The organism is Streptomyces sp. SID5469, assembly GCF_009862865.1.
Lineage (GTDB): Bacteria > Actinomycetota > Actinomycetes > Streptomycetales > Streptomycetaceae > Streptomyces > Streptomyces avermitilis.
The window spans coordinates 1,149,741-1,171,016 of record NZ_WWIN01000001.1 but is presented as its reverse complement, the minus strand read 5'-3'; the positions used below and the strand labels follow the sequence as shown (position 1 = coordinate 1,171,016).

General features: G+C 68.2%; 3 protein-coding genes. 1 reads left to right on the top strand and 2 read right to left on the bottom strand.

The genetic code is table 11. The features are described from left to right. Positions 1–19: 19 nt before the first annotated feature. Positions 20–1,387 (top strand): cytochrome P450, encoded by a 1,368-nt coding sequence (locus GTY58_RS05045; protein ID WP_037653120.1) that lies wholly within the window; start codon positions 20–22, stop codon positions 1,385–1,387. Between the two features lie 83 nt (positions 1,388–1,470). Here the strand turns inward: GTY58_RS05045 and aveC are convergent, their stop codons facing one another. Next, a complete protein-coding gene (gene aveC / locus GTY58_RS05040) occupies positions 1,471–2,514 on the bottom strand; it encodes an avermectin biosynthesis spirocyclase AveC (protein WP_010982378.1) in 1,044 nt (347 codons plus the stop codon). Then, on the bottom strand, positions 2,511–21,224 hold the full coding sequence (locus GTY58_RS41265; RefSeq protein WP_197675330.1) for a type I polyketide synthase: 18,714 nt from the start codon (positions 21,222–21,224) through the stop codon (positions 2,511–2,513). Before GTY58_RS41265 ends, aveC begins: the two co-directional genes overlap by 4 nt. Positions 21,225–21,276 lie beyond the last annotated feature (52 nt).

Here is a 21,276-nt window from a genome sequence, read left to right as displayed (position 1 = left end):
CCGCAAAGGAGCACTCGTGATGTCCCAGTCGACGAGCAGCATTCCCGAGGCGCCCGGCGCCTGGCCGGTCGTCGGCCATGTGCCGCCGTTGATGCGGCAGCCCCTGGAGTTCCTTCGCTCCGCAGCAGATCACGGAGACCTGCTCAAGCTCCGCCTCGGGCCGAAAACCGCCTACCTCGCCACGCACCCGGACCTGGTGCGGACCATGCTGGTCTCCTCCGGATCGGGCGATTTCACCCGGAGCAAGGGCGCACAGGGCGCGAGCCGCTTCATCGGCCCCATCCTCGTAGCCGTATCGGGGGAGACGCACCGGCGACAGCGGAGGCGGATGCAGCCAGGGTTCCACCGCCAGCGCCTCGAGAGCTATGTCGCCACCATGGCGGCCGCCGCGCAGGAGACCGCTGATTCCTGGAGCGCTGGGCAGGTGGTGGACGTTGAGCAGGCCGCCTGCGACCTGTCGCTTGCCATGATCACGAAGACGCTGTTCTTCTCCGACCTGGGCGCGAAGGCCGAGGCGGCGCTGCGGAAAACCGGACACGACATTCTGAAGGTGGCCCGGCTGAGTGCTCTCGCCCCCACCCTTTACGAGGTTCTTCCCACCGCGGGCAAGCGGTCCGTGGGCCGTACGAGCGCAACGATCCGGGAGGCGATCACGGCGTATCGCGCCGATGGCCGCGACCACGGTGACCTGCTCTCGACGATGCTGCGCGCGACGGACGCCGAAGGTGCCTCCATGACGGACCAGGAGGTCCATGACGAGGTCATGGGAATCGCGGTGGCCGGGATCGGCGGCCCAGCTGCCATTACGGCGTGGATTTTCCACGAGCTCGGACAGAACGCCGAGATCGAGAGTCGGCTGCACGCAGAGCTCGACACGGTCCTGGGCGGGCGGTTGCCCACGCACGAGGACCTCCCGCGGCTGCCGTACACACAGAACCTCGTGAAAGAGGCACTGCGCAAATACCCCGGCTGGGTGGGGTCCCGCCGGACGGTGCGGCCCGTACGACTCGGCGGTCACGACCTGCCCGCCGATGTGGAGGTCATGTACAGCGCGTACGCCATCCAGCGCGACCCACGTTGGTACCCCGAACCCGAACGTCTCGACCCCGGCCGCTGGGAAACCAAGGGATCGAGCCGCGGAGTTCCCAAGGGGGCGTGGGTGCCCTTCGCGCTCGGCACCTACAAATGCATCGGCGACAACTTCGCCCTTCTCGAGACGGCCGTTACGGTCGCGGTCGTCGCCTCCCACTGGCGACTACACGCCCTTCCGGGCGACGAGGTCCGGCCCAAGACGAAGGCCACTCACGTCTTCCCCAACCGACTCCGCATGATCGCTGAACCGAGGAGTGTGGTGCGTCTGGAGGAGCCCGCCGCCATGGGAGCGTGATCCCCGTCCACCCATGCACAAAGGGGAGGTGACCGGAACTCCGGTCGCCTCCCCTTCTCCGTCTCCTCCGACCTGCCCTGAACTCAGTAAGCGGCCGGCGCTTGGAAGGAGTCCGGCAGTTGGTCGGGCGGCTGTCCACCGACGAGGGACAGGAGGATATGGAAACAGGTGTAGAGGAACATCACGGCATTCACCCCACCGACCACGGCGAGGAAACGCGCCCAGTTCGCTGCCCGTTGCGGCAACCGCCAGGCTCCCCGTTCCACCCACGACTCATCGCGTTCGTCGCGGAAGAAGCGCAGCGAGCCCAGCATGCAGCAGACCAGGCCGGAACCGACCGCCTGATACACGGGGAACTGGTACCACTCGCCACTCCACAAGGTCACCTCGGGCAGCGCTCTGGCCCATACGCTGATCCCGGAGGCGGACGGCAGCGGCTCGGACAGACCGAGCACGATGCCGATGAAGAACACGGCCAGGACCAGCCGCCAGGTCCGCCATGCCGGCCGGCGGGCCTTGATCCACCCCAGTGCCTTGCTGCACAGCACGGTGACGATCAGAGCCGACATGCAGACGGAGGCCGACGCCAGCGGCATTTCCGCCTCCGCACCCGGGCCCGCCCCCTGCCAGCCGGGCACATACGGACCCCAGGAACCCACCGCGCCCCACACACTCGCGTTGGAGACGAGAACGGAATGGAACCAGTTCATGAGCGGGCTCTGCCAGCTCGCGAACAGCAGCCCGAGGAAGAGAAGGGCGTCGAACAGCAGCCGTCGTTCGACACGGCACCTCCGGAAGAGCCACGCCGCCGCGGCGGTGATGCAGACGACGGAAATCACGGGATAGACCACATCGGTAGTCCCCGTATCCTTGCTGCCGCCCTGACCCTGGCCCGCCGTCTCGATCAGCCGGTAGCCACCGTCGGCCGCCCAGCGGCTGAACACGTACGCCTGCAGGGCCAGAAACAGCAGGCCGACCCCGGCCCACACCACCACCGGCAACGACAGCAGTTCACGGGGCAGCGCTCCTGACCTGTTCAGGCCGGCCTCGGGTGAGAGCGTGGCATCGGACGGTCGGGTGTCTACTACACGTTCGTTGGGCAGGCCGAGCGGCTCGGATGGGTTCACGCTGTCTCACCTTCGTGTGTGTGGTGTGTCCGGTTTCGTGATGACGACGAGTCCTCTGCGTCGGCGGGCTCACGGGCGGGTGCGGTGCCATGCCCGTGCGCCAGATCCATCAGGTCGTCGATGTCCATCTCGTCGATCGAGACGGGAGCCGGTGTGTCCTGGCCGGAGGGCGGCGCGTCCTCCGGACCTGCGGCGGCGCCCGAGGCGCCGCGGCCCGTGTCCGCGAGCGTGAGCAGGGGCCCGAGGAGCCCCGCGTCCCGCAGCCTGCCGATCGGAATGGACGTCAGGAGGCTGCGTACGTCCTCCTCGCTGCCGCCGGAGAGCTGATCGCCGGCTTGCTCGCCCGTGGCCTCCTGGTCGGGAAGCAGACGCTCGCCCAAGTGCTCGGCCAGCGCTGCCGGGGTCGGGAAATCGAAGGCCAGCGTGGCCCGCAGCCGCAGGCCCGTCGCGGCCGTGAGACGGTTGCGCAGCTCGACCGCCGTGAGCGAGTCGAACCCCAGCTCGCGGAACGCCCGCGATGCGTCGATTCCGTCGGCACCGCTATGGCCGAGCACCGCCGCGACATGCGACCGCACCAGGCGCAGCAGCGCCTGCCTGCGCTCACCGGCACTCTGCCGGGCCAGACGCTCACGCCAGGCCGCCGCCTCGTCCGCCGCCGGGGCCCCATGGCCGGGGGCCGCGGCGGCCGAGCGGGACCGAGGCAGCTGAAGCAGACCTTGCAGCAGCGGCGGCACCGGTGCGGACGCGGCACCAGACCGTACGGCCGTGAGGTCGAGCCGAGCCGGCATCAGGAACGGCTCGCCGTCGGCCAAGGCCGCGTCGAACAGCGCCAGAGCCTCGGCAGTCGGCAGCGGCCGCATTCCCGCGCGGCTGATCCGCGCATGGTCGTCGACGTCGAGGTGGCCCGTCATCCCTGTGCCCTCTTCCCACAGGCCCCAGGCGAGAGAGACGGCGGGCAGCCCCTCGGCGCGGCGGCGATGAGCAAGGAAGTCGAGGACGGCGTTGGCGGCGGCGTAGTTGCCCTGCCCGGGCGAGCCGACCACCGCCGACGCGGAGGAGAACATGACGAAAGCCGACAGCTCTGCCCCGCGCGTCAGCTCGTCGAGAAGCAGCGCAGCGTCCGCCTTGGCCCGGAGGACGGCCCCGAGCCGCTCCGGCGACAGCGACGTGATCACGCCGTCGTCCAGGATGCCCGCACTGTGCACGACACCGGTCAGCGGCCGATCGTCGGGGATCCGTGTCAGCAGGTCGGCCAGCTGCTGCCGGTCCGCCGCGTCGCAGGCGACGACCTCCACCGTCGCGCCGAGCCCACCGAGCTCCGCCCGCAACTCCGGCGCACCCTCGGCGTCCGGTCCGCGCCGACCCGCCAGCAACAGATGCCGTACGCCGTGCGCCTCCACCAGATGCCGGGCCACGAGCCGGCCCAGGACACCGGTTCCGCCGGTGATCAGCACCGTTCCGCCCGGAAGGAAGGGACCCGCTGCCGGTACGGCTGCGTGACCCGCTGACGGTACGGCCACGGCGGGTACGGCGGGTACGGCGTCGGCGACACGTGGCGCGCGCACCAGCCGTGGCGTGAACAGCCCTCCGGGGCGGACGGCAAGCTGCCGCTCCCCGCAGTTCAGCGCCGTCGCCAGCTGACCGGGCTCCGCCTCTGTGCCCCGCTCGAAGTCCAGCAGCGTGATGCGGTCCGGGTGCTCGGACTGCGCCGAACGCACCAGCCCCCACACGGCGGCCCCGGGCAGGTCCGTCGCATCGTCGCCGGAGGCGCGGGCGACCGCGCCGCACGTCAGGACGAGCAGCCGGCTGTCTGCGAGGCGCTCGTCGCCCAGCCAGGCCTGGAGCCTGGCCAACATCTGCGCGGCAGCCGCGTGCACGGCAGCCGTGTGCACGACGCCCACGTGCACGACGTCCGGCCGGGCCTCGCAGGCCTCGGTCCCGCGCTCCCCGGGGGCTTCGGCGGAATACTCCCGGGCTTCGGTGTGGGCGACACCACCTACGACCAGCACACCGGGCGGCGGAGCACCGCGGTCCAGAGCCAGAAGCAGGTCCGCCGGCTCGTCATACGCGGTCACGTGCTCGTGCTCCGTCAGGCCGGGCAGGTGGGGAAGGCCCGCGCCGATGACCGCCCAGGGCCGGTCCGCGGTGGGCGAAGGGGCGTTGGCGGGCACTGGTACGGAAACCCAGTCCAGTCGGAAGAGCGACTCGTGCTCGGGCGTACGATCCGCGGCCGCGCGCAGCTCCTCGGTGGACACCGGCCGCAGCGCGAGCGACTCGATCGTCACCACCGGCCGACCGTCCTCGTCGGCCGCGGTGAGGGCCACGGCATTACCGTGCTGCGGACTGCGCGACAGCCGTACGCGCAACACGGAACTGCCCGCCGTGTGCAGGGACACGCCGCTCCAGCTGAACGGCAGTCGCGCCTGGTGGGCTGCGCGGTCAGGCATGCTCTCCTGGGCGACGTTCTCCGTCGAGCCGTCCCCGTTCTGGGGGGTGAGCGCCGTGGCGTGCAGGGCCGCGTCGAGCAAGGCCGGGTGAACACCGAAGGCCGCCGCCGGAGCATCGCGCAGAGCCTCTTCCGGCAGACGCACCTCGGCCAGGACATCGTCGCCGAACCTCCAGGCGGCGTGCAGCCCCTGGAAGACCGGCCCGTAGGCGATGTCCGAGTCCGCCGCCATACGACCGTAGACGTCGCCCAGTTCGATGGGCTGCGCGCCGGGCGGGGGCCAGCTCCCGCCAAGGCACGCGTCCGTGTGCGTGTCGGCACGGTGATCGGTGTCGGCGTGGTGTGTGAGGAGGCCCGTGGCGTGACGGGTCCACTCCCGGTCCGCCGACGACGCGGTGCCGGAGTACGAGTGGATCGCGAGGGCGCGATGGCCACTCTCATCGGCTGCCCGAACGGTGACCTGCAACGTCACGTCCTCGGTGTGCGGGATCACCAACGGTGCGTGCAGGGTCAGTTCCTCCACCCGAGGGCAGTCCACCCGTTCGCCGGCTTGGAGGGCGAGTTCGAGGAGCGCGGTGCCCGGCAGGAGGACCATGCCGGCGACGGTGTGGTCGGTGAGCCAGGGGTGGGTGCGTAGGGAGAGGCGGCCGGTGAGTAGTTGTGTGTTGTTGTCGGCGAGGGTGAGTGTGGCGGTGAGGAGGGGGTGGTGGGTGGGGGTGAGGCCGGTGGTGGTGAGGTCGGTTGTTGTGGTGGGTGGTTGGAGCCAGTAGTGCTGGTGTTGGAAGGGGTAGGTGGGCAGGTCGAGGTGGGTGTGGGGGTTGGGGTGGGGGTGGGTTTGGGTGTAGTGGTGGTGCCAGGTGGTGGGTGTGCCGATGCCGGTGGTGTGGGTGTGGGCGAGGGCGGTGAGGAAGCGGTGGGTGTCGTTGTCGCCGCGGCGGAGGCTGCCGGTCGCGGTGATGTTTTCGGTGGTGTTTTCGGTGGTGTCTTCGATGGCGGGGACGAGGGTGGGGTGGGGGCTGATTTCGATGAAGGCGCGGTGTCCGTCGTCGGTCAGGGTCTGGATGGCGTGGCTGAAGCGGACGGGCTGGTGGAGGTTGCGGTACCAGTAGGCGGCGTCCAGGGTTGTGGTGTCCAGCCAGGTGCCTTCCACGGTGGAGAAGAACGGCACGGTGGACGGCTGGGGGGTGATGTCTCCCAGCAGGTGCAGGAGTTCGTCGTGGAGGGGTTGGACGTGGGGGCAGTGGGAGGCGTAGTCGACGGGGATGCGTTTGGCCCGTAGGCCGGTGTCGGTGCAGTGCGCCAGCACCTCATCCACCGCCTTGGTGTCGCCGGAGACGGTGGTGGAGTGGGGGCCGTTGAGGGCTGCCACCCACAACTGCCCTTCCCACCGTTCGGAAATGAGCTGCTGCACGTCCTGGGCGGGCAGGGGCAGTGAGGCCATGGCGCCCCGGCCTCGTACGGCGGCCAGTGCGCGGCTGCGCAGTGCAACGGTTTTGGCGGCGTCTTTCAGGCTGAGTGCGCCGCAGATGTGGGCGGCGGCGATTTCTCCCTGGGAGTGGCCGAGGACCGCGTCGGGTTCGATGCCGTAGGAGCGCCACAGGGCGGCGAGGGAGACCATGATGCTGAAGAGCACGGGCTGGACCACGTCGGCTTGTTGCCATGCGGGGTCGTCGGGGTCGCGGTGCAGGATGTCGGTCAGGGACCAGGGCACCCAGGGGGTGAGGGCTTTCTCGCATGCGTCGATGTGTTCGGCGAACACGGGTGAGGAGGTGAGCAGGGTCAGGCCCATCCCGGCCCACTGGCCGCCCTGTCCGGGGAAGACGAAGACGACGCCGCCGCGGTCACCGCCCCGGGTGTGGCCTGTGGTGATGTGGGGGTGGGGTTCGCCGGCTGCCAGGGCTGTCAGTGCCTGCGCCAGTTCCTCGCGGTCCGCGGCCAGGATGACGGCGCGGTGTTCCAGTACGGCCCGGCCGCGGGCCAGACCCGCACCAATGTCGGCAGGTGACATGTCCGGGCGGGCTGCCACGTACTGGCGCAACGCCTGTGCCTGCGCCCGCAACCCGGCCTCAGACCTCGCCGACACCGGCACGGGAAGAGGGAGGGGATGGGGCAGGGCTGGTGCGTTGGCAGGCGGTTCGTCGTCGGTATCGCTGTCCTGGGGAGTGGGTGCTTCTTCGAGGATGATGTGGGCGTTGGTGCCGCTGACGCCGAATGATGACACGCCGGCGTGGCGTGGCCGGCCGGCCGGGTCGGCGGGCCAGGGCACCGGTTGTGTCAGGAGTTGTACTGCGCCTGTGGACCAGTCGACCTGGGGGGTGGGCTCGTCCACGTGGAGGGTCTGTGGCAGCAGCCCGTTGCGCAGGGCCATCACCATCTTGATGACTCCGCCCACGCCCGCGGCGGCCTGTGCGTGCCCGATGTTGGATTTGAGGGATCCCAGCCACAAGGGGCGGTGGTGGGGGCGGTGTTGTCCGTAGGCGGCCAGGAGTGCCTGGGCCTCGATCGGGTCCCCCAGAGTGGTCCCGGTGCCGTGGCCCTCCACTGCGTCGACATCGGCCGGGGTCAGTCCCGCATTGGCCAGGGCCTGACGGATGACACGCTGCTGGGAGGGCCCGTTGGGCGCGGTCAGACCGTTGCTCGCACCGTCCTGGTTGACCGCACTGCCACGCACCACGGCCAGGACACGGTGACCGTTGCGACGGGCGTCGGAGAGCCGCTCCACCAGCAGCATCCCCACACCCTCGGCCCAGCCGGTACCGTCAGCAGCCGCCGAATAGGCCTTGCACCGCCCGTCCGCGGCCAGACCCCGCTGACGTGAGAACTCCACAAACGTACCCGGAGACGACATCACCGTCACACCCCCGGCAAGCGCCATCGAACACTCACCCGCACGCAACGCCTGCGCCGCCCAATGCAACGCCACCAACGACGACGAACACGCCGTATCCACCGACACCGCGGGGCCTTCGAGCCCGAGCGTGTAGGCCACCCGGCCGGACGCCACACTTCCCGAACTGCCGGTCAGGGCGTAGCCCTCGATGGTCTCCACATCACGGCTTTGGCGGATATGCGCGGCGTGGTCTTGAGCGTTGATTCCGGCGAAGACTCCGGTGGGGGTGCCGTGGAGGGTGTGGGGGTTGATGCCGGCGTGTTCGATGGTTTCCCAGGCGGTTTCGAGGAGGAGTCGTTGCTGGGGGTCCATGGCGAGGGCTTCGCGGGGGCTGATGCCGAAGAATTCGGCGTCGAAGTGGCCTGCGCCGTAGAGGAATCCGCCGTTTCGGGTGTAGCAGGTGCCGGGGTGGTCGGGGTCGGGGTCGTAGAGCGTGTCCAGGTCCCAGCCGCGGTCGGTCGGGAAGACGCCGATAGCGTCCTTACCCGAAGCGAGCAATTCCCACAGGTCGTCGGCAGAACGTACGCCGCCGGGGAAGCGACATGCCATACCGATGATGGCGATCGGTTCGTCCTCGACGGTACGCCGATGGGCCACTTGCGGGAGAGCATTCGACAGTGCCGCGTCCTCTTCGTCGTCTAGGTCGACGAGTTGTGTGCGCAGATGGGCAGCACATTCCTGCGGGGTGGGATAGTCGAAGACCAGGGACGGGGGGAGTGGCAGTCCGGTTTCCTTGGCGAGTTCCTTGCTGAACTGAGCCGACGTCAGCGAGTCGAAGCCGAGGTCGCGGAAGGCTCGTTGGTCCTCGATGCCTTCCGGATTACGAAGGCCGAGAACGGTGCAGATGCCTGTCCGAATCAGGCCGAGCAGCACCTGGTTCTGCTTTGAGGACGTCAGTCGGGCCAATCGCTCACGGAGAGACGTCGCAATCGGCTGAGCTGTGGTCGTCTTTGCCGTCGACGCAGCTGCTTCCAGCTCCTGAGCCGCTTGCCGAACCTCCGGAATGTCCTCGATGAGCGGGCTGTGGCGTCGAGCGGTGAAGGCGGGGACGAAGCGCTCCCAGTCGATGTCCGCGATGATCAGGTTGGAATTCGGCCGCTGCGCCCGCGCACGATGGAATGCCGCGAGCGCCATGCGTGGCTCCATCGGCAGAATGCCGCGCTTTTCCAGGTAACCATGAGCCGCATCACCGGCCGACATGCCCTTTCCGGCCCAGGGGCCCCAGGCGATCGATGCCCCGGGAAGTCCATGTGTCTGACGATGCGTCGCGAGCGCGTCCAGGTATGCGTTGGCCGCCGAGTATGCGCACTGATTCCCGCTGCCCCAAGCGCCGGCGCCCGACGAGAAGAGAATGAAGTGTTCAAGCGTTTCATGGTCCAGCAGCAACTCATGCAGAATCGCCGCGCCCGTTGCCTTCGCTGCCGTAACGGAAGAGAAGGATTCGGCATCGGTTTCCGACACGGGGGCGAAGAGATTGACGCCTGCGGTGTGGATGACGGTGGTGAGGGGGTGTTGTGGGGGGATGGTGTTGAGGAGTTGTTGGAGTTGGTCTGGGTTGCTGGTGTCGCAGGTGGTGATGGTGAGGTGGATGCCTTTTTGTTGGAGTTGGGTGGTGAGGTGTTGTGCGTGGGGGGTGTGGGGGCCGGTTCGGCTGGTGAGGAGGAGGTGTTGGGTGGGTTGGTGGGTGGTGAGGTGGTGGGTGAGGTGGGTGGCGAGGGCGCCGGTTCCGCCGGTGATGAGGGTGGTTCCGTGGGGGGTGGGGGTGGGTGGTTGGTGTGTGGGGGTGAGGGTGGTGGGGGTGAGGCGGCGGGTGTGGGTGCCGGTGGTGCGGATGGCGAGTTGGGTTTGGTGGTGGGGTTGGGTGAGGGTTTGGGTGAGGTGGTGGAGGGTGTGGGGGGTGGGGGTGGTGGGGAGGTCGATGATTCCGGCGGTGTGGGTGGGGTGTTCGAGGAGGGTGGTGCGGGCGAGTCCCCAGGTTTGGGCTTGGGTGGGGTGTGTGAGGGGGTCGTTGGGGTGGGTGGTGGTGGCGTTGGTGGTGGCGTACCAGAGGGGGGTTGGTGGGTGGGTTTGGGTGTGGGTTTGGGGGAGGGTGAGGTTGAGGAGGGTGCCGGTGGGTGTGTGGGGGTGGTGGGGGTGGGGTGTTTCGTCGAGGGCGAGGAGGGAGAGCAGGCCGGTGATGGGTCCGGTGGTGTGGTTTTGGGCTTGTTGTCGGGTGTGGTGGAGGGTGTGGTGGAGGTGTTGGGGGTTGGTGTGGGTGTGGTTGACAGTGAGGGGGATGGGGGTGATGCCGTGGTGGTGGAGGTTGGTGAGGATGTTGGTGATGTGGGGGTGGTGGGTCTGGGTTTCGGGGATGGCGATGAGCCAGGTTTGGTGGGGTTGGTGGGTGGTGGGGAGGGTGAGGGGTTTCCAGGTTTCCTGGTAGGTCCAGGTGTTGATGCGGGCTTGGTCGTGTTGGTGGCGGTGCCAGGCGGAGAGTGCGGGCACCACCGTGTCCAGAGCAGAGGCGTCGATGTCGAGGGTTTCGGCGAGGCTCTGGAGGTCTTCCTCGTTCACCGCGTCCCAGAACTCCGACTCGGCGGTGTCTGGAGCCGAGCGGCGAGAACGCCTTTGACCGGGGCTGGTTTGGGCGCTGGGTAGTTCGAGCCAGTAGTGGTGGTGTTGGAAGGGGTAGGTGGGGAGGTCGAGGTGGGTGTGGGTGTGGGGTTGGTTGTGGTGGTGGGTGTAGTGGTGGGGGTGCCAGGTGGTGGTGGTTTTGGCGAGGTTGGTGAGGAGGTGGGTTTGGGGGTGGTGGTGGGGGTGGGTGAGGGTGAGGGTGGTGGTGGGGGTGTTGGGGAGGTTGTGGTGGGTGAGGGTGGTGAGGGTGTTGTCGGGTCCGAGTTCGATGTAGGTGGTGACGCCGTGTTGGTGGAGGGTTTGGGTGGTGGTGGCGTAGTCGACGGTGTTGCGGGCTTGTTGGGTCCAGTAGTGGGGGGTGAGGAGTTGGTCGGGTGGGGTGTTGGCGGTGATGAGGGGGGTGTGGGGTGGGTGGTAGGTGAGGGTTTGGGTGTGCTGGTGGAGTTGGTTGAGGATGGGGTTGGTGTGGGGGGAGTGGAAGGCGTGGTTGGTGGGGAGGGTTTTGGTTTTGATGCCTTGTTGTTGGCAGAGGGTGGTGATGTGTTGGACGGTGTGGGGGGTGCCGCTGATGACGAGGGAGGTGGGGGTGTTGATGGCGGCGATGGCGAGGTCGTTTTCGTGGGCGGTGAGGTGGTGGGTGATGTGGTGTGGGGTGGTGTGGAGGGTGGTCATGGTGCCGGGGGGCATGGTTTGCATGAGGGTGGCGCGTTGGGTGATGAGGGTGGTGGCGTCGGTGAGGGTGAGGATGCCGGCGAGGTGGGCGGCGGTGATTTCGCCGAGGGAGTGTCCGGCGTAGTAGTGGGGGGTGATGTGGTAGCCGTCGGTGAGGAGGCGGTGGAGGGCGACCTGGAAGGCGAAGAGGGCGGGCTGGGCGTACGGGGTCTGCTGGAGCAGTGCGGCCGCGTCCTCGTTGTCGTTGTCGTTGTCGTTTTGGGTGAGGAGGGGGAGGAGGGGGTGGTCGAGGTGGGGGTCGAGGTGGGTGCAGATGTCGTTGAGTGCGGCGGCGAAGACGGGGTGGGTGTGGTAGAGGCCGTGGGCCATGCCGGGGCGTTGGGTGCCCTGTCCGGAGCAGATGAATGCGGTCTTTCCTGCGGCCTCCCCGGTCCCGGTCCCGCCTGGGGCGCTGCTGTGGATGACGGCGGGGTGGGGTTCGCCTGCGGCGAGTGCCTGGAGTGCTTGCAGGAAGGTGTCGCGGTCGGCGGCGATGAGGGTGGCGCGGTGGTCGAACACGGCGCGGGCGTGGGCGAGGGTGTATCCGACGTCGGCGAGGTCGAGGCCGGGGTGGTCGGTGAGGTGGGCGTGCAGGGCCTGGGCCTGGGCGCGCAGGGCCGGCTGCGACTTGGCCGACACCAGCCACGGCCACACCCCAGGACTGCCGGCAGCAGCCTCCTCGCCACTACCGGCATCCTCGTCGGCGGGTGGTCCCCCCGGAACGTCGTCGGCGGGTGCTTCTTCGAGGATGACGTGGGCGTTGGTGCCGCTGACGCCGAATGATGACACTCCTGCCCGCCGCGGCCGCCCCTCCCCGCCGGGCCAGGGCACCGTCTCCGTCAGCAGCTGCACCGCACCCGCGGACCAGTCCACATGCGGCGACGGCTCATCCGCGTGGAGAGTCGGTGGGAGTGTCCGGTGGCGGAGGGCCATCACCATCTTGATCACTCCGGCCACGCCCGCCGCGGCCTGTGTGTGTCCGACGTTGGACTTGACGGAGCCCAGCCACAACGGCCCGTTGCCGGGACGGTCCTGTCCGTAGGTCGCGAGGATGGCCTGGGCCTCGATCGGGTCGCCCAAAGTGGTGCCGGTGCCGTGGGCCTCCACCGCATCGACGTCGGCGGGGGTCAGGTCCGCGTTGGCGAGGGCCTGGCGGATGACGCGCTGCTGGGAGGGCCCGTTGGGCGCGGTCAGACCGTTGCTCGCACCGTCCTGGTTGACCGCACTGCCACGCACCACGGCCAGGACACGGTGACCGTTGCGGCGGGCGTCGGAGAGCCGCTCCACCAGCAGCATCCCCACACCCTCACCCCAGCCGGTACCGTCAGCCGCCGCCGAGAACGCCTTGCAACGCCCGTCGGGGGCGAGTCCGCGTTGGCGGGCGAATTCGGTGAAGGTGATCGGGGTGGTCATGACCGTGGCCCCGCCGGCCAAGGCCATGGTGCATTCACCGGACCTGAGGGACTGGCAGGCGAGGTGCAGGGCGACGAGCGAGGAGGAACACGCTGTGTCGAGGGTGACCGCAGGCCCTTCCAACCCGAGGATGTAGGAGATTCGGCCGGAGGCGATGCTGGTGGCTGCCCCGGTCAGGACGAATCCCTCGGTACCGCTCGGGGCCTGACGGATGTGTGCCGCGTGGTCCTGTCCGTTGGTGCCGGTGAAGACTCCGGTGGGGGTGCCGTGGAGGGTGTGGGGGTTGATGCCGGCGTGTTCGATGGTTTCCCAGGCGGTTTCGAGGAGGAGTCGTTGCTGGGGGTCCATGGCGAGGGCTTCGCGGGGGCTGATGCCGAAGAATTCGGCGTCGAAGTGGCCTGCGTCGTAGAGGAATCCGCCGTTTCGGGTGTAGCAGGTGCCGGGGTGGTCGGGGTCGGGGTCGTAGAGCGTGTCCAGGTCCCAGCCGCGGTCGGTGGGGAATCCGCCGATCGCGTCCTGCTCGGAGGAGATCAGATCCCAGAAGTCGTCCGCCGAGGTCACTCCGCCGGGGAAGCGACAGGCCATGCCAACGATGGCGATCGGCTCATCGAGCTCTGCCCGGGGTCGCGGAAGCGGAGTTGAGTTGTCGGGCTGGAACTCCGCGATCTCGGAGAGCAGAAATTGGGCGAGCTTGGTGGGGCTGGGGTAATCGAAGACGAGAGTCGTCGGCAGAGCCAGCTCCGTCTGTGCTGCGAGGTGGTTGCGAAGCTCCACCGCCGCAAGCGAGTCGAACCCTAGATCCCTGAACAGCCGACCGGGCGGGATGGCCTCGGAGTCGTCGCGCCCGAGCACTGCCGCGGAGTGGATGCGGACGAGGCTGAGCAGCTCTTCTTCCTGCTCGGAACGTGACCGACCCATGAGGAGTTGCCGGAGGTTTGTGCTCTCCGTCTGCTCAACGGTACTGCGCGCCTCCTCAGTTCCCTGTGCCTGGGGAAGGTCCTCGAGCAAGACCGACGACTTGCTGGAGAGAACCGGTCCCAATTTCTTCCAGTCGATATCGGCGACGAGGAGACTCGGGCGCCCGCTCGCGATCGCGCCGTCAACAGCTGTGACCGCCAACTCGGGCGGCATGGCGAACATCCCGCGGCGGCGGAGATGTTCGCTGACTTGACCAGTCGCCAGTCCGTTTCCTTGCCAGGTGCCCCAGGCGATGCTGGTGGCGGGGAGGTGGTGGGTGTGGCGGTGGTGGGCGAGGGCGTCGAGGTAGGCGTTGGCTGCGGCGTAGTTGGCTTGGCCGGGTGCGCCGAAGGTGGCGGCGGCGGAGGAGTAGAGGACGAAGGCGTTGAGGGGGGTGTGTTGGGTGAGTTGGTGGAGGAGGTGGGCGCTGTGGGCTTTGGCGCGGAGGACGTTGTTGAGTTGGGTGGGGGTGAGGTTGGTGAGGGTGGCGTCGTCGAGGATGCCTGCGGTGTGGATGACGGTGGTGAGGGGGTGTTGTGGGGGGATGGTGTTGAGGAGTTGTTGGAGTTGGTCTGGGTTGCTGGTGTCGCAGGTGGTGATGGTGAGGTGGATGCCTTTTTGTTGGAGTTGGGTGGTGAGGTGTTGTGCGTGGGGGGTGTGGGGGCCGGTTCGGCTGGTGAGGAGGAGGTGTTGGGTGGGTTGGTGGGTGGTGAGGTGGTGGGTGAGGTGGGTGGCGAGGGCGCCGGTTCCGCCGGTGATGAGGGTGGTTCCGTGGGGGGTGGGGGTGGGTGGTTGGTGTGTGGGGGTGAGGGTGGTGGGGGTGAGGCGGCGGGTGTGGGTGCCGGTGGTGCGGATGGCGAGTTGGGTTTGGTGGTGGGGTTGGGTGAGGGTTTGGGTGAGGTGGTGGAGGGTGTGGGGGGTGGGGGTGGTGGGGAGGTCGATGATTCCGGCGGTGTGGGTGGGGTGTTCGAGGAGGGTGGTGCGGGCGAGTCCCCAGGTTTGGGCTTGGGTGGGGTGTGTGAGGGGGTCGTTGGGGTGGGTGGTGGTGGCGTTGGTGGTGGCGTACCAGAGGGGGGTTGGTGGGTGGGTTTGGGTGTGGGTTTGGGTGAGGGTGAGGTTGAGGAGGGTGCCGGTGGGTGTGTGGGGGTGGTGGGGGTGGGGTGTTTCGTCGAGGGCGAGGAGGGAGAGCAGGCCGGTGATGGGTCCGGTGGTGTGGTTTTGGGCTTGTTGTCGGGTGTGGTGGAGGTGTTGGGGGTTGGTGTGGGTGTGGTTGAGGGTGAGGGGGATGGGGGTGATGCCGTGGTGGTGGAGGTTGGTGAGGATGTTGGTGATGTGGGGGTGGTGGGTCTGGGTTTCGGGGATGGCGATGAGCCAGGTTTGGTGGGGTTGGTGGGTGGTGGGGAGGGTGAGGGGTTTCCAGGTTTCCTGGTAGGTCCAGGTGTTGATGCGGGCTTGGTCGTGTTGGTGGCGGTGCCAGGCGGAGAGTGCGGGCACCACCGTGTCCAGGCCGGCGGAGGGGGGCACGGCGAGCGTGGTCGCGACCGTTTCCAGGTCCTGGCGGGCCACCGCGTCCCAGAACCGCGACTCCACCTCTGCCGTCCCGCCCGCAGTCCCTGCCCGCCCGGAACCGGAACCCGAACCGGATCCGGCACCCGGCTGTGTGCTTTCGAGCCAGTAGTGCTGGTGTTGGAAGGGGTAGGTGGGGAGGTCGAGGTGGGTGTGGGTGTGGGGTTGGTTGTGGTGGTGGGTGTAGTGGTGGGGGTGCCAGGTGGTGGTGGTTTTGGCGAGGTTGGTGAGGAGGTGGGTTTGGGGGTGGTGGTGGGGGTGGGTGAGGGTGAGGGTGGTGGTGGGGGTGTTGGGGAGGTTGTGGTGGGTGAGGGTGGTGAGGGTGTTGTCGGGTCCGAGTTCGATGTAGGTGGTGACGCCGTGTTGGTGGAGGGTTTGGGTGGTGGTGGCGTAGTCGACGGTGTTGCGGGCTTGTTGGGTCCAGTAGTGGGGGGTGAGGAGTTGGTCGGGTGGGGTGTTGGCGGTGATGAGGGGGGTGTGGGGTGGGTGGTAGGTGAGGGTTTGGGTGTGCTGGTGGAGTTGGTTGAGGATGGGGTTGGTGTGGGGGGAGTGGAAGGCGTTTTTGGTGGGGAGGGTTTTGGTTTTGATGCCTTGTTGTTGGCAGAGGGTGGTGATGTGTTGGACGGTGTGGGGGGTGCCGCTGATGACGAGGGAGGTGGGGGTGTTGATGGCGGCGATGGCGAGGTCGTTTTCGTGGGCGGTGAGGTGGTGGGTGATGTGGTGGGGGGTGGTGTGGAGGGTGGTCATGGTGCCGGGGGGCATGGTTTGCATGAGGGTGGCGCGTTGGGTGATGAGGGTGGTGGCGTCGGTGAGGGTGAGGATGCCGGCGAGGTGGGCGGCGGTGATTTCGCCGAGGGAGTGTCCGGCGTAGTAGTGGGGGGTGATGTGGTAGCCGTCGGTGAGGAGGCGGTGGAGGGCGACCTGGAAGGCGAAGAGGGCGGGCTGGGCGTACGGGGTCTGCTGGAGCAGTGCGGCCGCTTCTTCGAGGGTGGTGGTGTCCTGGGTGTTGGGGTCCTGGGTGAGGAGGGGGAGGAGGGGGTGGTCGAGGTGGGGGTCGAGGTGGGTGCAGATGTCGTTGAGTGCGGCGGCGAAGACGGGGTGGGTGTGGTAGAGGCCGTGGGCCATGCCGGGGCGTTGGGTGCCCTGTCCGGAGCAGATGAATGCGGTCTTTCCTGCGGCCTCCCCGGTCCCGGTCCCGCCTGGGGCGCTGCTGTGGATGACGGCGGGGTGGGGTTCGCCTGCGGCGAGTGCCTGGAGTGCTTGCAGGAAGGTGTCGCGGTCGGCGGCGATGAGGGTGGCGCGGTGGTCGAACACGGCGCGGGCGTGGGCGAGGGTGTACCCGACGTCGGCGAGGTCGAGGCCGGGGTGGTCGGTGAGGTGGGCGTGCAGGGCCTGGGCCTGGGCGCGCAGGGCCGGCTGCGACTTGGCCGACACCAGCCACGGCCACACCCCTGGACTGCCGGCAGCAGGACCAGTCGCTTCCCCGCCGGTACCGGCGTCGTCGCCGGCCGCTTCCCCCGGAACATCGTCGGCGGCTGCTTCTCCCGGGGCGTCGTCGGCGGGTGTGTCTGACGGGATGTTGTGGGCGGGTGCTTCTTCGAGGATGACGTGGGCGTTGGTGCCGCTGACGCCGAACGATGACACTCCTGCCCGCCGCAGCCGCCCCTCCCCGCCGGGCCAGGGCACCGTCTCCGTCAGCAGCTGCACCGCCCCCGCGGACCAGTCCACATGCGGCGACGGCTCATCCACATGCAACGTCCGCGGCAGCAGACCATTCCGCAGCGCCATCACCATCTTGATGACCCCGCCCACACCTGCGGCAGCCTGCGCGTGGCCGATGTTCGACTTCATCGAGCCCAGCCACAGCGGTTCGTTGCCGGGGCGGTCCTGTCCGTAGGTGGCGAGGAGGGCCTGGGCCTCGATCGGGTCGCCCAAAGTGGTGCCGGTGCCGTGGGCCTCCACCGCATCGACGTCGGCGGGGGTCAGGTCCGCGTTGGCCAGGGCCAGGCGGATGACACGCTCCTGGGACGGCCCGTTGGGCGCCGTCAGCCCGTTGCTCGCACCGTCCTGATTGACCGCACTGCCACGCACCACCGCGAGGATTCGGTGACCGAGCCGCCGCGCGTCCGACAGCCGCTCCACCAGCAGCATTCCGACACCCTCACCCCAGCCGGTGCCGTCAGCCGCTGCCGAGAACGCCTTGCACCGCCCGTCCACGGCCAGGCCCCGCTGCCGCGAAAACTCCACGAACCCGGCCGGGGTTGACATCACCGTGACGCCACCCGCGAGGGCCATGGAACACTCGCCGGACCGCAGCGCCTGACAGGCCAGGTGCAGAGCGACCAGGGACGAAGAGCAGGCAGTGTCGACTGTGAGGGCCGGACCTTCCAGGCCGAGAGCGTAGGCGACACGACCCGAGGCGATACTGCCTGCGCTTCCGTGCCCGAGATACCCCTCGAACCCTGCCGGAGCTGTGGGAAAGCGCGCGGCGTAGTCGTGGTAGGTCAGCCCGGCGAAGACGCCGGTTGGTGTGCCACGGAGGCTGTCGGGGTTGATGCAGGCGTGTTCGATGCTCTCCCACGCTGTTTCCAGCAGCAGCCGCTGCTGCGGGTCCATCGCCAGTGCCTCACGCGGACTGATACCGAAGAAGTCGGGATCGAAATTGCCTGCGTCGTAAAGGAATCCGCCGCTCCGGGTGTAGCTGGTTCCGTGGTGGTCCGGGTCCGGGTTGTACAGCGTGTCGAGGTCCCACCCACGGTTCGTCGGGAATCCGCCGATCGCGTCATGGCCACCACTGACCACCTGCCAGAGATCATCGACCGTCCGTACATCACCGGGGTACCGACAGGCCATGCCGACGATGGCGATCGGCTCGTCGGCGGGGACCGCAGTTAGCGGCAGACGAGTGGTCGTGCCTGTGTCCGCTCCGACGATCGCCGCCCGGAGGAACTGGCAAAGCGCCATCGGAGTGGGGTAATCGAAGATCAGCGTGGCCGGAAGCGGCAGGTCAACGTCAGCAAGCAGTCGATTACGAAGCTGAATTGCGGCGAGAGAATCAAAACCCAGCTCTTTGAAGGCCTTGTTCGGAACGATCACTTCGGGAGTGGCATGGCCCAGCACAGCGGCCGCATGGGTGCGCACCAGGCGCAACAGCTCTTCGTCTCGCTCCTGCGGAGACTTGCCCACGAGGACATCACGCAGCGGGGTTGATGGGGTCGTGGCTTGCTCACGGCCTTCGCTCGGTGACGGGTCGCTCGGCTTGCCGGGTGGTTGGAGCCAGTAGTGGTGGTGTTGGAAGGGGTAGGTGGGGAGGTCGAGGTGGGTGTGGGTGTGGGGTTGGTTGTGGTGGTGGGTGTAGTGGTGGGGGTGCCAGGTGGTGGTGGTTTTGGCGAGGTTGGTGAGGAGGTGGGTTTGGGGGTGGTGGTGGGGGTGGGTGAGGGTGAGGGTGGTGGTGGGGGTGTTGGGGAGGTTGTCGTGGGTGAGGGTGGTGAGGGTGTTGTCGGGTCCGAGTTCGATGTAGGTGGTGACGCCGTGTTGGTGGAGGGTTTGGGTGGTGGTGGCGTAGTCGACGGTGTTGCGGGCTTGTTGGGTCCAGTAGTGGGGGGTGAGGAGTTGGTCGGGTGGGGTGTTGGCGGTGATGAGGGGGGTGTGGGGTGGGTGGTAGGTGAGGGTTTGGGTGTGCTGGTGGAGTTGGTTGAGGATGGGGTTGGTGTGGGGGGAGTGGAAGGCGTGGTTGGTGGGGAGGGTTTTGGTTTTGATGCCTTGTTGTTGGCAGAGGGTGGTGATGTGTTGGACGGTGTGGGGGGTGCCGCTGATGACGAGGGAGGTGGGGGTGTTGATGGCGGCGATGGCGAGGTCGTTTTCGTGGGCGGTGAGGTGGTGGGTGATGTGGTGGGGGGTGGTGTGGAGGGTGGTCATGGTGCCGGGGGGCATGGTTTGCATGAGGGTGGCGCGTTGGGTGATGAGGGTGGTGGCGTCGGTGAGGGTGAGGATGCCGGCGAGGTGGGCGGCGGTGATTTCGCCGAGGGAGTGTCCGGCGTAGTAGTGGGGGGTGATGTGGTAGCCGTCGGTGAGGAGGCGGTGGAGGGCGACCTGGAAGGCGAAGAGGGCGGGCTGGGCGTAGCGGGTCTGCTGGAGCAGTGCGGCCGCTTCTTCGAGGGTGGTGGTGTCCTGGGTGTTGGGGTCCTGGGTGAGGAGGGGGAGGAGGGGGTGGTCGAGGTGGGGGTCGAGGTGGGTGCAGATGTCGTTGAGTGCGGCGGCGAAGACGGGGTGGGTGTGGTAGAGGCCGTGGGCCATGCCGGGGCGTTGGGTGCCCTGTCCGGAGCAGATGAATGCGGTCTTTCCTGCGGCCTCCCCGGTCCCGGTCCCGCCTGGGGCGCTGCTGTGGATGACGGCGGGGTGGGGTTCGCCTGCGGCGAGTGCCTGGAGTGCTTGCAGGAAGGTGTCGCGGTCGGCGGCGATGAGGGTGGCGCGGTGGTCGAACACGGCGCGGGCGTGGGCGAGGGTGTACCCGACGTCGGCGAGGTCGAGGCCGGGGTGGTCGGTGAGGTGGGCGTGCAGGGCCTGGGCCTGGGCGCGCAGGGCCGGCTGCGACTTGGCCGACACCAGCCACGGCCACACCCCTGGACTGCCGGCAGCAGCCTCATCGCCACTACCGGCATCCTCGTCGGCGGCTGATTCTCCCGGGACGTCGTCGGCGGGTGTGTCTGACGGGATGTTGTGGGCGGGTGCTTCCTCGAGGATGACGTGGGCGTTGGTGCCGCTGACGCCGAATGATGACACTCCTGCCCGCCGTAGCCGCCCCTCCCCGCCGGGCCAGGGCACCGTCTCCGTCAGCAGCTGCACCGCACCCGCGGACCAGTCCACATGCGGCGACGGCTCATCCACATGCAACGTCCGCGGCAGCAGACCATTCCGCAGCGCCATCACCATCTTGATGACCCCGCCCACACCCGCAGCGGCCATGGAGTGCCCGATGTTGGACTTGAGGGTTCCGAGCCAGAGGGGGCGGCCGTTGGGGCGGTCCTGACCGTAGGCTTCGACGAGGGCTTGAGCCTCGATCGGGTCGCCCAGGGTGGTCCCCGTGCCGTGGGCCTCCACCGCATCGACATCGGCAGGGGAGAGGTGTGCGTTGGCCAAAGCCTGGCGGATGACCTTGACTTGTGAACGACCGTTGGGTGCGGTCAGGCCGTTGCTTGCGCCGTCCTGGTTGACGGCGCTGCCGCGGACGACGGCCAGGACACGGTGACCGTTGCGGCGGGCGTCGGAGAGCCGCTCCACCAGCAGCATCCCCACACCCTCGGACCAGCCGGTCCCGTCCGCCGCCGCCGAAAACGCCTTGCACCGGCCGTCTGCGGCCAGGCCCCGCTGGCGAGAGAACTCGGTGAAGACGAAGGGAGTGGCCATGACGGAGGCGCCGCCTGCGAGCGCCATGGTGCATTCACCGGACCGGAGCGCTTGGCAGGCCAGATGCAGGGCGACGAGCGAGGAGGAACACGCGGTGTCGATAGTGATCGCAGGGCCTTCGAGCCCGAAGTTGTAGGAGATACGGCCTGACGCAATGCTTGCCGCGCTGCCAGTGAGCAGGTAGCCCTCGACTGCGTTTGAGGGCTGATGTGTGTATCCGGTGGTGTAGTCCTCCGGATTGATCCCCACGAAAACCCCGGTCCGGCTTCCGCGCATGGACCTCGGGTCGATTCCGCCCTGTTCGAACGTTTCCCAAGTGGTTTCGAGCAGCAGGCGCTGCTGCGGGTCCATTGCCAGCGCCTCACGCGGTGACAACTCGAAGAACGCGGCGTCGAAGTCGCCCGCGTCATAGAGAAACCCTCCGCTGCGCGTGTAACTGGTTCCTGAGCGGTCGGGGTCCGGGTCGTAGAGCTGCTCCAGGTTCCATCCACGGTCGGTCGGGAACTCCCCGATAGCGTCCGTCTGGGACTTGACGAGATGCCACAGTCGCGTGGGTGACGTCGCCCCGCCTGGGTAACGACACGCCATCCCCACAATCGCGATCGGCTCCTGCTCACGCTCGACCACCTCGTACAGGCGACGGCGAGTGCGGTCCAGGTCCGCAGTGACGCGCTTGAGGTATTCCAGGAGCTTCGCTTCATTCGCCAATTGCATTCACGTCCTAGCAGGGCCCAGCGGATACGGGCGGAGTGGCAGGCGT

What these genes read in the sequence shown, in the direction of transcription:
- GTY58_RS05045 (WP_037653120.1), top strand. Translation starts at nt 20, where the DNA reads ATGTCCCAGTCGACGAGCAGCATTCCCGAGGCGCCCGGCGCCTGGCCG.